Genomic DNA, 13,750 nt, shown 5'->3' on the forward strand with positions numbered 1-13,750 from the left:
GTAGAGGCGGAATCCATCATAGCAAAAAAAACACTGTTTGGATTTTAGACTCCCAAACGCTTGACGGATAAAACGAAAAATAATTGATCTATTTTTAGAACATATTTAGGGAGTTTTCCCTATAATTGCATGGTTTTAAAAACAGGTAGATTCCCCTGTTTTTTATCAAAGTAAGGAACGCTACTTTTAACGCTGTTAACCAACTTCATAGAGAAAAAATCTAAAGAATCTTAGATATGTCAACCATATTTTCTGTGATGGTCAAAGAATTTGTAGCAGATGGTAGTAAAGAAGCCATCCCTAATCCTGCACGGTCCGGTTATTTATGTATGCCGACAGATTTTTTAGGAGAATTGGTCAGGTTTATATCCATGATGCAGGTAATGAAAGTAGGTGTGGGTAGTGAGATTGCTCAATTAAAAAAAGATCTAAAAGTTGCCAATCAGTTTTTAAGAGAAGTAAAAACACAGCAGAAATTATATGCCACTACGGTACAAGCGATCGATCGTTTGGAGCAGATTTGTATAGAAGAAGGAGAAAAGGCACAGGAAAATGAAGAGATCACTTTAGCAGAAACCTATGCCTGGTGCATAGCCGGATGTCAGTTGTTTTTAGAATACACAAAATCCAAGAAGTAATCATCAATAAAAAAGCGTCAATTCTTAACATCTAACAAAAATTTTATCGATTGAATATACTGACGTTCCAAAGCAGGGCTTTGAAAATCTTTTTTCACCAGTATAAGGTTGGTTTTGCGTTAAGAAATCTTGAAGCCTTGGAAAGATTTTAGCAAAATAAATCTGGTTTTCAGTGAAACTGAAAAATACCTTACGACATAGCGTAGGCTGGAATCCAAAACAATAATAATAAGGGCAATATGAAACAAAACAACAACAGTTAATTTATTTTTATATATTTAAAAACCCAAATGTGCTATGATTTCCCCAAGAATTGAATAGCACATTCATACCAGAAAGCCATAAACTTTCTACTAACGTAACCACTATCGCCCTAAGAGTACAGTTCCTGTAGTCTTATTTCATCATTGTACATACTAAAATATCACCATTACGGATTCCCGTAAGGAATTGGTTTGTGGTTGTGGTAGTTTGGTGGGGAGAATTTAAGAATAGGTGATTAGATATTTTATATGTTGGTAATATGATTACCGTGGTTACTGCATACAACTGTTAGGCGCAATTTGAAAAACACCTGATAATGGGTATTTTAATTCCTAACAAATATTGATATTTTGCAAATTAATGTGAATAAACATTATCATTTTATGAAAACTAAAATACTTATTATACTAATGATTTCTTCTTGTCTTAATATTGTAGCTCAAGAAGAAATAAAAGGTAATTATCGAATTTATCTTAAAAAAGATGGAACATCCAAAAATAGTAAAGTTCCTATAGTTTTAGAAGAAGAGAAAAACACAGAAGAAATTTTATACACGTTTGAAGGAAAGAATGCTACTAAGAAAACCAAAAAATATGTAGAGGTAGATAAAACATTTTCATTCAAGACAATTAATCCTAATTTTAATTATTCTTCAATATATGTAGATTTAGAACAAAAGGGAAATAAGCTTATAATAATCCCTAGAGCAGATGTAGCTAATGATTTTGCAAAATACAACGGAAAAATAAAGAGACGGCTATATATAGACGTAACAGAAGGAATTAAAATAACCAGAAAATCTTGGAAAGTAAGTGCTATAACAGTTCCTTTAAAAGTATACTTGACTAATCAATCAGATAGCTTGCCAAGTTTCACAAATAATATTGAGACTGATGTTAATATCGCTGTAACTTATGGAAAAAGTTGGGAGAAATTTTCCTATAAGAAAGGTAGAGAACCGAAATTGACGAATAGTCAAAATTTTTATGGATTTTTAGGTCTTAATAAATTAGAACTTAAAAAGAAAAATACTGACGGACTTAATGATGGAGATAATATTTTAAGTGTTAGCTCTGGTTTGGGCTACCAATACGGTTATGGAAAACTTGGTCTAAGCATTCTTTTAGGTATGGATTTACCATTATCCTCGACTGGTCAAAATTGGGTTTTCAAATATCAACCTTGGCTTGGAATAGGAATTGGCTATTCAATTTTTAAATAATTAATGTATTATCAAGTTCTTATTTTAGAACTCTAATAAAATGAATATTAACTAATAAATAATTATAATGAGCAAAATTCAAATTACACCAGAAAAAGTTGATTTCGGCACTGACCAAGTATCAATTAAAGATTCTTCGTTACTAACAAAACTAGTGGTGAATCAGAATGAGACAGTTGAATTTATTAAAAGTGAGATACCACAATTTTCGTTGGATGATATTACGATTGATGATGTAGGAATTATTACAATTAAGAATCCAGAGTTTTCTGAAGCACTTCGAGCCAAGTTTGAAAATTTTAATCCATTAGCAGCTGTTAAAAATGGAGTTTGTGGAGCAGGTTGTTAGTGCAGAGGAAAAGTCGTCAATCATCCAAGATGCTTTTGACAATTCTAGACTGAATCTAATAATTTTCCCAACGGAACAATGTAATTTTAGATGCACTTATTGCTATGAAGATTTCAAAATTGGCAAAATGAAACCAGAACTGGTTTCAAGTATAAAAAAGTTGATATCTAGACGAGCACCTCAGTTGAGTTCCTTAGAATTTAGTTGGTTTGGTGGAGAGCCACTATTAGCTTTTAATTCAATAATTGAAATTTTAGAGTATACCAACTCTCTGAGCCAAGATTTTCCAAATTTTACTAATTTTTCAAACATAACAACTAATGCTTATTCCTTGAGTGTTTCAAGATTCACCAAATTAGTTAATAATAACGTCAAGGTATTTCAAATATCAATAGATGGAGATAATTTGATTCATAATAAAACTAGAACTTTAAAAAATGGAGGTGCAACATTTGAAAAAATATGGAAAAACTTAAAGGCTATCAAAGAAACTAATTTAGAATTTGAAATTATTTTAAGAATTCATTATCATCCGAATAATGCTGAAAAAATGGAACCATTAATTTCTAAGCTGAATTCAGATTTTTATGATGAAAGGTTTAAGTTTTATTTTAAAGCTATTGAAGATTTAGGTGGTAAGAACTCAGTAAATATTAAAAGAATGATGCCAAATGAGAAACTAAAAATAAAAAAGCATTTGGAAAGTTTAGTTTTAAATAGAAATCAAATATTCGATTTAAAAAACTCTTATGTTTGTTACGCTTCAAAACCCAATTCTATTGCTATCAGAGGCGATGGAACTTTAGCCAAATGTACAGTTGCTTTAGACAAAGAGGAAAATAAATTAGGAAATATAAATCTAGATGGTACTTTGAATATTGACTCTGAAAAATTGAAATACTGGATGTCTGGTTTTGAAAATTGGGAAGTTAACAAATTAGCGTGTCCACATAAAGCGAATGAAATTGTGCCTAACAACATGTGAAAATAATATAGTGATTAGTTGCTGGTCCAATTATAAAAGTACTTTTGAGAGGTCACTAAATTATTAAATTAGCTTATTCATAAAAAAGATAATAAGAAGAATTTAAAAATTCGGCTTGCGTTCAACCGAATAGATATCGACTGTTTTCAGCCCTACTCTTCTTATACAAGACCGTTACGTGCAAGTGTAAAACTAACTATGATAGCGCGGAAATGTTTTCCGTGCTGCGTTTTTTGGTACTCGCTGCTCTTCGAAAGCAAGCAACTTTGTAGTATAGTAACTAGCTAAAAGATTTCAAGAAAATGTAGACGGAGAAGACAAGTAAAATGATAGAAATTATTATACCCAGAGTTTTATCAAACTTAGAATAAGGAATTCCTCTTTGCCAGTGTTTTTTTGAGTGTTCCCATTCATAATAATATGATAGAAAGATATAGACCGAGGAGGCTAAAAAAAATATTGATAATAATAACATACCCTAAATATAAAAATTAAAAAGACTATAATAGCGCGTAAGTGCTTTCTGTGTTGCGTTTGTGATACTCTTTTCTTTAGATTTAATCCACAGGTATAGCAACAGAAACTTTTCCGTTTAATACATCTCCACCCGATTTTTAGGATGAAACCAACAGCATAAGAACTTTCCAAACGTAACGCCTAACTAATAAATTTTAACATTTCTATAATAAAAACTAGCTAAAAATAACTCAAACCCACTACTATAAGTGGGGAGAGGGTACTTGTATAAGTGGGTATATATCAGCCAGAACATAACTTGGGGTACTTATGGTAGTGGGTATTCTTGTCGAAAAGGTCTGCAAGGGGTACTACAAATCGACGAAGGGGGTACTTCAAACAGAAGTGGCACTTGTGTTAGAACTAAGTGTCACTTCCCTCTGAGCTAAGATAGACTTAGCTCAGAGGTACCCCCTGGGTACTCCAAAGGTAGGGAGGAGGTATCTAAGAAGTACCCCCGATTTTTATGAAGTTTGCAACTTCATAGTGCAATAAAGTAAAAACACTACATTTGGATAAATGATCATAGCAGTTATTTGCGGATGATCAAAGATGTAAAATCAAACGAAACTGGTGTCTATTATCAAAAATAATATGTTTAAACCATGTGCAGGTATGGCATAACAACTTATAAATCTCATTATGCCTGTTTTAACTGTAGAAAAACATTTAAAAGAAGGCTGCTACGGGATATTACGAAAGGGCAAAGTAAGGATGATAAACAATCACCTGCAAAATGCCCCGAATGCAATAATCTTATGGCAAATATGGGATTGGATTTTGAATCTCCTAAGAAAACCGATACAAAAGCCTGGGCTCATATGGCTACCTTGTATGAAGTTGGTATTACGTTTCATTCTTGTGGCTGTAGCGGACCAGGATATATACCCAATGACTCAAAAGCTTTAATTAGTTATTTCGAAGAGATTAAAGAACGATATCTGGAGCATCAACACTTTTGGGCACAAAGAAAAAAAGATCCTGATACCCAAAGTGAGATAGCCAAAGACAAGCACCACAATGCAAGGTTTATTTATAGCATTCCGGAAGAAATGAAAACGGGATCAAAAAAGGAACCCTTTTATGATGCTCAAAATGCTCAAGTATACTGGAATAAAAGAGTTTTGGAAATTGAGAAAAAAATTAAAAAAATAAAAGCATTAACGCTGGATAACAAATCATAAACTCCGACCGGTAGCACAAACAGTAGACTATTAATCTATACCATTATGATCAAAAACCTCAGATTCTTTATCATCGCACTGTTTTCAATAGTGTGTTTTTGTAGTATGATAGATAAAGAGCCAGTGATCCATTGTACCAGTGCAGATTGTAGTGGTCAGTATGAAGGGCCGGAATTTGTAAAGGGATCCGATGTGGCGCACCAGTTCTCTAATAAAATGTCTGCAGCTGTGGGAGACAAACTCAAAGAACTTTTCAAAAAAGGTGAGTATGCTAAAGTAGACTTCGATAATATTGTTATGACTACCAAAGGAATGGGGAGCGGTCAGGTGGTCTACTATTTAAAAATTCCGTTTAAACGGGTTGATCAACCTTGTGATGCATATACTTCGTTCGATCATGTAGGTGGATGGAATCATGCACCGGCATTGGAAGCTAGAAAAAAACAGCTTCAAAATGCATTGATGCCTAATCATAAACTGGCTATTAGTGAGCTTATTACCACACCAGAAGGATTGCAAGAATATTGGATTCAATGGAAAAACAAAACCACTCAATTCATGTGCAAATAGCAACCAACATGGGATTCACAGTAAACATTTAATGTTACTTTGTCTAAACTATGTATCTTAACGAACTTAAACAGAGACATTACAGAATAGAACTTTATGAGTAAACTATGGATATCGCTGGGGCTTATTTTTGGACTGATCAGTTGTACATCATCTACTAAATCCATTGATTATTTGGGGCAATCTTATCCTGATATGATTCCTCTGATTTTTGCACCGGATATTGTGTCTGTAAAAGGGAGATTAGATCACGGAATTTCATTTACACCGGATACGCAAGAAGTGGCATTTGGTGTGCTAGACAAAGAAGATTTTAGTGGTGATATATGGTACGCTAAAAAAGAGTCTGAAGGATGGACAAGACCTGCAATTTTTGAACCTCTAAAGGGTCAAAGCGTGTATCTTCCTTATTTTTCACCCGACGGACAATCTATGTTGTTCGCCAAAAGTGTATCGGATACAAATAAGTACGTTACCGATATATGGAGATTACAAAAAAATAAGGGTACCTGGAGTGATCCTAAAAAAGAGGGTCACCCTATTAGTTCTTTAGAAAGAGAAGCTTCAGCCTGTATGTCTTTGGATAAAACGATCTATTTTTCGTCGAACAGGGATAGTAATAGCAGCGGAACAGCAGATTTATATGTTTCTTCACTAGAAAATGGTACCTATACGAATGCCAAACGAATAGATGTAATTTCTTCTGAGCGCGATGAAGAAAGTATCTTTGTCGCTCCAGATGAGGATTATATTATTTTTAGCCGATATGCAACCAATGAAAATGCACCCGATTTATGGATCAGTTATCAAGATGCTACAAAAAAATGGACCCAACCCAGAAGTTTAGATGCTACTATCAATACCTCGGATTGGGAAAGAAGGCCCTTTGTAAGTGCAGACCATAATTTTTTATTTTTTACTCGATTGCAAATGGATGAAAAAGGGTTGGCAGAGTCAGATATTTATTGGGTACATACAAAGAAGGTTTTTAAACCATTTGTTTTTAATCCAATCACTACACAGACTATTAAAGTTGGTAAGGAAACAACAGTATCAATTCCGACAGATTATTTTAAGGATATTGATCAGGAACAGTTAGAGATAAGCTTCAATAATGAAAACGTGAAGTGGGCCAGTTTTGATTCGTCTACCATGATTTTAACAATGCATCCTGATGAGGTTGGCGAATTTGAGGTGATATTTAGCACTGTAGACGCATTTTCAAACGAAACAAATGATCGTGTGAAAATTATTGTCGCAGAATAATTAAAAATGAAAGTGTTCCCATCTATGGAGGATCGTTGTGACTGGTGGTGTTATGGTTTAACTTCCAAAATAACCGGGCTCCGCAAAGTCTCCTGACTTTGAGGAATAATGCAAATCCTGTCTCATCCAAAACAACCATTACAAAAAATACCATAAATCAAAAGGCAGCAAATCCAATTTGCTGCCTTTTGATTATTGATGCTCTTATTTCTTCGAATTTAATTTGCAGGAATGGCAACAGAAACCTTTCCGTTTAGGATATCACCATTTCGAAGCTTCGTATCACAAAAAATTAAGGTAATTCTTTGGCCATCGTTTTCTACAAACAATTCCGTTTCGGGAGTAGAGTCTGTATTGTCGATCAATACCTGATTGGTAGATTTTACGAGATCTCTTTCTATATGCGTGCCCACAAACTCATAATCCACACCAAAATATTGGCCTGTTTTTGGATATTCAACGCTTATTTCATTAAAATTAATTTGAAAAATATCAGGCCATATCCCAAATCTAAAACCAACATTACCGTCGCCACAGCAACTAGGGTTTGTAATTTCTACATTAGCATCTCTCCAGGTTCCCGAAATATTATAATAATTATCTCGGTCATACGTACAGGCAATAGCAGAGGTTGTAAAGGATTCCCAATCGGTTTCTTCTGTAGGTCCGTTTTTGGTAAATGCCGTGTAGTAATAGGTAGTATTTGGGTCTAAATTGGTGATAGTACGATTAAATTTATAAAAACCATTGTAATACGCTACCTCTTCTTCGAATTCGATTACCTGATCATTGCTGGAGTCCTGAGCATCTCCGGTTCTAAATATAAAACCTACGGCATACGTGTCTGGTTCTTGAAAAACAACATTTTCGTGATTGATAAAACCATTAAGTGTTACAGAGGTTTGAGACGTGTAGGTTGTATAAGACCGCACATAGGGAGCATCATAAATCGCATTCTGATTTTCATTGTCATTTATATCACTGAAAATATCACTCTCACTACAAGAAATGAGCATACAGGAAATACATAAGAAGGTAAATAGTTTTTTCATTTTGGGTACATTATTATTAAATTGAGTGCAAAAATGCGGTATTTACATCATTTTTACAACTTTAAAAATCAACAAAATAGGAAAGGGAGAAAATAGTCTTAAAATGGGATAGTAATGGTGATACATCATAAGCCGATCTGGGTAGATCTAATACCTCGAAGCTTGCTTCGGAACTTCATAGCATACGCTGATTTAATAAAAGAAAAACACTCAAAATAAGTTTAAAAAATGACGAACAATATTCTTAGTAAAATTTCTGCAGAGAAATTATTTTTTACTTTTGATTTGACACAAAAGAGTTTCTAATTTATGAGTATTACACAACCAACCAAGAATATTGTAAAAACAGTATGGCATATATGTATCAGTAGTACTACATGGCTTTGGTTTCAGAAAGCGATTATATTGATAATTTTCTCTTTGGTAGTCAATCATTTAGCAGCGAGTTATAATTTTCTGGATAGTGAACCGTATAGATTCCCCATAGAAGGTTTTCTTTTTACGATTATTTTTTCCACTTTCGTTGGAATCATAGCGCATCTTAATTTTAAATTTTACAAGAAAAAACATTTCTCTAAAAAAGTAGAAATTACCACTATCGTAAGGTTTATGGCCTCTACGTTGGGATATATTATACTCATATATATTCCTATAAATATTATTGTTGAAACAATTGCAGGTGGACGAATAGAATTCTATTATATATTAATTGGTTTACTAATTACTTTATTAATATGTTTTATTCTCATAGGTTTATTATATGCTCAAGACATATACAATTTATATAAGTTATCTATAAGAGATGCTGAAATTACTATTGACAGCGGCACGAAAATGACAAAGCTTACCTATGAAAATATTGCGTGCTTTTATAGCGAAAACAAAATTGTGTATACTGTTCAAAATGATGGCACAACGATTAACACCGATTTTACATTAAATGAGCTCGAAGAAAAGATAAATGATCAATTGTTTTTTAGAGCCAATCGACAAATTATTATTCACAAAGATACTGTAGACTTAATTGAAAAGATTGAAAATGGCAAGTTGCGTATTCGGTTAAAAGCTTTCATTAAAAACGATGCGATTACTGAAATCAATATCAGTCGTTACAAGCGAAAAGCATTTATGGATTGGTTTCGATAAAAGATGCCAAAAACTACCGACTATTCAGTTATAAATTACGACCATTCAGTAAAAATATAAGGATTTAAAGGGGTTTTCAGAGATTTTGTTCATTATTTCGTTTAGAATTTAAAATCAAAAAACAATGAACAAAATCACCTTACGACAAATATTAATTCCATTAATTACCATTGCAATCATCTGCTTTTTATGGTTTGGACCATTCCGTATAACCATAGAAAATATTATTATTTCTATAGTAATCATTATAGCTAATTATATAGAATATAAAGGGAAACCATTTTCAGCACTTGGATTTCGACGTGAAAAATTCACATTCAAAAACATTTTCGTATTGGCTCCATTAGTTGCACTAGGACTTTTTGCTTTTTATGTCTTTGTATTGGTTCCTGGAATTACAAAACTCACAGGAGTTCCCATAGATTATTCTGGTTTTGATCAATTAAAAGGAAATCTGCCTTATTTTTTAACTTTTTTACTATTAGTGTGGGCTACTGCAGGATTTGGAGAAGAAATAATCTTTCGCGGTTATTTTATGCGACAGTTTGTAAAATTCTTTGGAGAAAGCAAAGTCAGTATTGTGCTTAACATTATCCTAATCACTGGTTTTTTTGGCTTTATGCATAGTTATCAAGGGATTACCGGACAACTGGTTACTTGGATTGTCGGAGCGCTCTTAGCCCTGATATTCTACTTGCGTAAATACGATTTATGGTTTATTATTGCCGTACACGGTTTTTTTAATACCATAGCTTTAACTTGTATTTACTTTGGTTTGGCGTAACGATACCAAGTAATACACCTACACCTTAAATTAATCCTATAAAACCCGATCTACGAAGCTTGCAACTTCGTAGCATCAAAGGGTAGATGACAACAAAAACCTTTCCGTGTAACACATCTGCATCCGTAACAATGGGTGTTCTCTGGGTGAAACAACTAAAAATAATCGAGGTGTTCTCCCTATGCACCAAAAGGTCTTTTAACTGTTTATGAAGGATTGATTTCCCTTATAACTAATCATAAATAACTGATTTTCAACATCTTGAATTCAATTTAAACTTTTGTGTACGATAAGTCTGTTTTTAATAATTGATTTTCAGGGTATATTTGAGCCTATCCTACATCAGTCATACAAACCGCGGTGTTAGCCTGATGATAAACACAATAAGATTACTTGCAAAAGGTATGATATCCCAAACGTGTATTGCATCCTAGAGACCACCCATCTTAACGGGGCAGAAATAGCATAAGATGTTATTTCATTGATAGAAATTGATGCAATACAATCATTGGATATTACTAACTGAATGTTGTACTATTAAAACCACAACCAAATGAAAAATCTAAAATTATTGGCGCTTTGCGCAATTGTGGCCGGATGTTTAGTATCCTGTCAAAAAGAAGACATCTCTGATACTGCTGTAGAAGAGGCAGCAGAACAACCCACCAAAGCACAGCTGGATAAACTGTCTAGAATGGGGGTGAATACAGAAAAGGTAACTATAGAGGATATACCGTTACCAGACGGATCCAAGGAGCGATATCTGGTTTCTGGGGATATTACAATTCCTATCAATGATCTCAAGGAATACCCGGATATGGTATCTGAGAACGGGGATAGTAAACAATACCGATCTGATTATATCGTGGCGCCGCAATTCAGAAACATTAGGATTTTGGGTTGGACAGGTACAGGTTCGATTTATGACCTGACTCCAAAAATGCAGACCGCATTATCCTGGGCAGTGGCAAACTATAATGCGTTACCTAATACACTAAATTTTATACTGACTTATGGTAATGATCAATCACAAGTAGACATGGTGGTATATAGAGTAAATGGAGGTGCAGGAGGATCCGCCGGATTCCCAACATCAGCGGGTAGACCTAATCGATATGTGCGTATTAACTCCGGATTGGACAGCAACACTTGGAGTTACAATGTAGTGGAGCACGTAATAGGTCATGAAATTGGACATAGTGTTGGATTTAGACATCAGGATTGGTACAATCGTTGGAGCTGTAATTATACAGGGCCACTTCCTGCAGAACCATCAGTAAGCCCGGCTGCGATCTGGATTCCCGGAACACCTTGGTCTCCGTATGCAGATTCTATTATGTTAGGTTGCTTTGGTACCGGAGAAGATGGCGAGTTTACTCAGTCAGATAGAGATGCCTTGAATATCTTGTATTAAGATAATAAGAGGTAAATTATAAATAGTATAGAGGCAGCAAATTCAATTTGTTGCCTTATATTTTTTTGACATTCTTTTGCTTTTAATTCGAAGCAATGGCCGCACTAGTGCGAGTGTGTCGCTCATGCCGTAAGAGTGTCTCGTCCTAAAAAAAGTTTACATATTTTACATTAATCCTAAAATAGCTTTACAACTTACATCTAATTTCTAGACATTTGTTTTTCACCCCAACTTCTCAATTGTTTAATTAATGGAATCAATTCCTCTCCTGTTGATGTAAGTGAATATTCAACTTTTGGAGGAACTTCTAAATATACCTTTCTTGAAACTAATTCATCAGCTTCTAATTCTCTCAATGTTTGTGTAAGCATTTTAGGTGTAATTCCAATAATTGCTCTTTTTAACTCTCCATACCGCATACAGCTGTCTCTAAGAACCCAAAGTATACGTCCTTTATATTTTCCTCCTATTCTTTTGAAAGCATAATCTACAGGACAATAGGCTATTACATTTTTTTTATTCATTTTTATTTAAATTTAAATAACTGATAATCAGTAATACTATACTTTTAGTATGTAGTGCACTTTATTGTATGTACTTGTCACAAATATATTAAAACCTTTTCTTTATACTAATTTTCTAAGTACATCAATTTTATAGTATGAAAAACATCCAGAATATCTCTCCAGGAATATTTGCAATTATAACACTAGTAGTTATTAGTAGCATAGTACTATTGCCAATTGATACGATTCTTTTAAAAATGTCACTTTCAGATTTTCACTCAGAATACATTGGTTTAGCGATTAAAATGGCATCCATTCTAATCATAAGTTATGGTTTTATAAAAAAAATGAAAATTGAACCTATAACTGGCCTCTCTTCAGCATATGATTGGAAATTTAAGTATTTGAATATGATCCCTGTTTATCTTATTATAATTGGAGTTTCGGGCATTATAGCTACAGATGTAACCGAAATCCATATAGGAAACGTAGTACTCCTACTTTTTGCTTGTTTGACAGTTGGGTTCGCAGAAGAATTTTTATTTAGAGGAGTATTGCAATCCGTATTTTTAAAAAAATATGTCCATAGTAAGAATGGAATTCTTATAAGTATAGTACTCCCAGCTATAGTTTTTGGATTATTTCACCTAATCAATTTGACAAAAAATGATAATGTAAGTGCCGTATTAACTCAAGTTGTATTTGCAACGTTTATTGGATTCTTTTTCGGTGTTTTAGTCTTAAAAACGAATAAAATAATACCCGTAGCATTCACCCACGGGCTCATAAATTTTTTCTTTTCTATTTTGCTGCTACCCGGTATAAAGGATATTGAAAATATCGTGCCTTTAGAAGAAACGGGAAACTCAATTGCTCCTATAATTTTAACATTACCTCTTTTGGTTATTGGTCTTTTTGTAGCCAAAAAGATTAAAAAAGAAACTGTAGTTAAAAAGTTAAACGAAAGTTTTAATTAAGACAATAATAGGTATCCCTGAAATAGCAAAATCTATTAAAAAACAAAGAATTGTTTGTAGCACTCTGGTAAATGACATACATTAACATACACTTGAAGTATAAAGCATGACCTATTATCAACAAGCATCTAATGAGGTTTTGAAAGAGTACATCAGATGTTTTTGGTGGTTAGACAACGATTCATCAAAAAATCTTGATTACACGATTTTACCTGATGGTTTTTTTGATGTTATCGTTCGCTTTGAGAATTACAAATACCAAAGTACTGTACTAACGGGATTATATACAAAAGAGGTTGAAGTAGTAATTCCCCCAAATCATCAACTTTTCGGAATACAATTCAAACTACCAGCTGCGGAATATATATTCTGTGAAAGTATTGCTCCGTTGTTAAACTCCGAAAAAAAAATGCCCAATGCTTTTTGGAATCTAAATTCATTTGACTTTTCAGAAAACTTAGATACGATTGATAGGTTAAGTTTAATAATAAGCCAAAAAATCAATAAAGAAGATAATCCAGACAATCGAAAAATTCGTCTATTCAGCTTATTGAGTCAAACTAGAGGTAATCAAAGCGTGAACTATTTTGCCGATAAAGTATTTTGGTCTCGTAGGCAAATCAACAGATATTTTAATAAAATGTTTGGACTTTCACTAAAAAGTTACTGTAATATCGTACGGTGCTCGGCATCATTCAAAGACATCAAAAAAGGAGATTTATTGTCTAACCAAAATTATTACGACAGATCTCATTTTAATAAAGAAATAAAAAAGTATACCAACCACACTCCAAAAGCCCTGTCAAATAACGAAAACGACCGATTTTTACAAATTTCTATCATCCCCAATAAGTAACTTTGTGATATAACTAACTA

The 13,750-nt window shown here is 33.3% G+C and carries 14 protein-coding genes; 12 read left to right on the top strand and 2 right to left on the bottom strand.

Translation table 11 applies throughout. The features are described 5' to 3' along the window. Positions 1 to 236: 236 nt before the first annotated feature. From ACFSR1_RS19865 to ACFSR1_RS19895, 7 genes are all read left to right on the top strand, one after another. Entirely contained in the window at positions 237 to 638 is a 402-nt protein-coding gene (locus ACFSR1_RS19865) for a hypothetical protein (protein ID WP_378294793.1), read from the top strand. Positions 639 to 1,285: 647 nt separating this feature from the next. After that, positions 1,286 to 2,125: a hypothetical protein gene (locus tag ACFSR1_RS19870; RefSeq protein ID WP_378294794.1), complete on the top strand. Its 840-nt coding sequence runs from the start codon at positions 1,286 to 1,288 to the stop codon at positions 2,123 to 2,125. 67 nt (positions 2,126 to 2,192) lie between these two features. Continuing rightward, positions 2,193 to 2,474 (top strand): hypothetical protein, encoded by a 282-nt coding sequence (locus ACFSR1_RS19875; RefSeq protein ID WP_378294795.1) that lies wholly within the window; start codon positions 2,193 to 2,195, stop codon positions 2,472 to 2,474. Further along, positions 2,449 to 3,459, top strand: coding sequence for a radical SAM protein (locus ACFSR1_RS19880; protein WP_378294796.1), 1,011 nt, complete (start codon positions 2,449 to 2,451; stop codon positions 3,457 to 3,459). The genes ACFSR1_RS19875 and ACFSR1_RS19880 overlap by 26 nt, the downstream gene beginning before the upstream one ends. Before the next feature lie 1,274 nt (positions 3,460 to 4,733). Further along, entirely contained in the window at positions 4,734 to 5,159 is a 426-nt protein-coding gene (locus ACFSR1_RS19885; RefSeq protein ID WP_378294797.1) for a hypothetical protein, read from the top strand. A 105-nt stretch (positions 5,160 to 5,264) separates the two neighbouring features. Then, a complete protein-coding gene (locus tag ACFSR1_RS19890; RefSeq protein WP_378294798.1) occupies positions 5,265 to 5,729 on the top strand; it encodes a hypothetical protein in 465 nt (154 codons plus the stop codon). A 96-nt stretch (positions 5,730 to 5,825) separates the two neighbouring features. Next, a complete protein-coding gene (locus tag ACFSR1_RS19895; protein ID WP_378294799.1) occupies positions 5,826 to 6,995 on the top strand; it encodes a hypothetical protein in 1,170 nt (389 codons plus the stop codon). Positions 6,996 to 7,213: 218 nt separating this feature from the next. Here ACFSR1_RS19895 and ACFSR1_RS19900 read toward each other — a convergent pair whose 3' ends face one another. After that, the gene (locus tag ACFSR1_RS19900; protein ID WP_378294800.1) at positions 7,214 to 8,047 is read right to left on the bottom strand and encodes a fibronectin type III domain-containing protein; all 834 of its coding nucleotides are present in this window, start codon (positions 8,045 to 8,047) and stop codon (positions 7,214 to 7,216) included. A gap of 309 nt (positions 8,048 to 8,356) precedes the next feature. On the opposite strand from ACFSR1_RS19900, the gene ACFSR1_RS19905 reads away from it, so the two are divergent. From ACFSR1_RS19905 to ACFSR1_RS19915, 3 genes are all read left to right on the top strand, one after another. Continuing rightward, a complete protein-coding gene (locus tag ACFSR1_RS19905) occupies positions 8,357 to 9,193 on the top strand; it encodes a LytR/AlgR family response regulator transcription factor (protein ID WP_378294801.1) in 837 nt (278 codons plus the stop codon). Between the two features lie 124 nt (positions 9,194 to 9,317). Continuing rightward, positions 9,318 to 9,977 (top strand): CPBP family intramembrane glutamic endopeptidase, encoded by a 660-nt coding sequence (locus ACFSR1_RS19910; protein WP_378294802.1) that lies wholly within the window; start codon positions 9,318 to 9,320, stop codon positions 9,975 to 9,977. 553 nt (positions 9,978 to 10,530) lie between these two features. Then, positions 10,531 to 11,391, top strand: coding sequence for a M57 family metalloprotease (locus ACFSR1_RS19915; protein ID WP_378294803.1), 861 nt, complete (start codon positions 10,531 to 10,533; stop codon positions 11,389 to 11,391). 200 nt (positions 11,392 to 11,591) lie between these two features. On the opposite strand, the gene ACFSR1_RS19920 is transcribed toward ACFSR1_RS19915, so the two are convergent. Continuing rightward, positions 11,592 to 11,915, bottom strand: coding sequence for a winged helix-turn-helix transcriptional regulator (locus tag ACFSR1_RS19920; RefSeq protein ID WP_378294804.1), 324 nt, complete (start codon positions 11,913 to 11,915; stop codon positions 11,592 to 11,594). Between the two features lie 137 nt (positions 11,916 to 12,052). Between ACFSR1_RS19920 and ACFSR1_RS19925 the strand changes: the two genes are divergently transcribed. Both ACFSR1_RS19925 and ACFSR1_RS19930 read left to right on the top strand, forming a co-directional pair. Beyond that, positions 12,053 to 12,874: a CPBP family intramembrane glutamic endopeptidase gene (locus ACFSR1_RS19925; RefSeq protein ID WP_378294805.1), complete on the top strand. Its 822-nt coding sequence runs from the start codon at positions 12,053 to 12,055 to the stop codon at positions 12,872 to 12,874. Between the two features lie 106 nt (positions 12,875 to 12,980). Continuing rightward, entirely contained in the window at positions 12,981 to 13,730 is a 750-nt protein-coding gene (locus ACFSR1_RS19930; RefSeq protein WP_378294806.1) for a DUF6597 domain-containing transcriptional factor, read from the top strand. Positions 13,731 to 13,750: the final 20 nt, after the last annotated feature.

It is taken from the genome of Aquimarina rubra, assembly GCF_042684305.1.
GTDB lineage: Bacteria > Bacteroidota > Bacteroidia > Flavobacteriales > Flavobacteriaceae > Aquimarina > Aquimarina rubra.

Bases quoted from the DNA above. Each gene is read 5' to 3' on its own strand.
- ACFSR1_RS19865 (WP_378294793.1), top strand. From the start codon at position 237: ATGTCAACCATATTTTCTGTGATGGTCAAAGAATTTGTAGCAGATGGT.
- ACFSR1_RS19870 (WP_378294794.1), top strand. From the start codon at position 1,286: ATGAAAACTAAAATACTTATTATACTAATGATTTCTTCTTGTCTTAAT.
- ACFSR1_RS19875 (WP_378294795.1), top strand. From the start codon at position 2,193: ATGAGCAAAATTCAAATTACACCAGAAAAAGTTGATTTCGGCACTGAC.
- ACFSR1_RS19880 (WP_378294796.1), top strand. From the start codon at position 2,449: ATGGAGTTTGTGGAGCAGGTTGTTAGTGCAGAGGAAAAGTCGTCAATC.
- ACFSR1_RS19885 (WP_378294797.1), top strand. From the start codon at position 4,734: ATGGCAAATATGGGATTGGATTTTGAATCTCCTAAGAAAACCGATACA.
- ACFSR1_RS19890 (WP_378294798.1), top strand. From the start codon at position 5,265: ATGATAGATAAAGAGCCAGTGATCCATTGTACCAGTGCAGATTGTAGT.
- ACFSR1_RS19895 (WP_378294799.1), top strand. From the start codon at position 5,826: ATGAGTAAACTATGGATATCGCTGGGGCTTATTTTTGGACTGATCAGT.
- ACFSR1_RS19900 (WP_378294800.1), bottom strand. From the start codon at position 8,047: ATGAAAAAACTATTTACCTTCTTATGTATTTCCTGTATGCTCATTTCT.
- ACFSR1_RS19905 (WP_378294801.1), top strand. From the start codon at position 8,357: ATGAGTATTACACAACCAACCAAGAATATTGTAAAAACAGTATGGCAT.
- ACFSR1_RS19910 (WP_378294802.1), top strand. From the start codon at position 9,318: ATGAACAAAATCACCTTACGACAAATATTAATTCCATTAATTACCATT.
- ACFSR1_RS19915 (WP_378294803.1), top strand. From the start codon at position 10,531: ATGAAAAATCTAAAATTATTGGCGCTTTGCGCAATTGTGGCCGGATGT.
- ACFSR1_RS19920 (WP_378294804.1), bottom strand. From the start codon at position 11,915: ATGAATAAAAAAAATGTAATAGCCTATTGTCCTGTAGATTATGCTTTC.
- ACFSR1_RS19925 (WP_378294805.1), top strand. From the start codon at position 12,053: ATGAAAAACATCCAGAATATCTCTCCAGGAATATTTGCAATTATAACA.
- ACFSR1_RS19930 (WP_378294806.1), top strand. From the start codon at position 12,981: ATGACCTATTATCAACAAGCATCTAATGAGGTTTTGAAAGAGTACATC.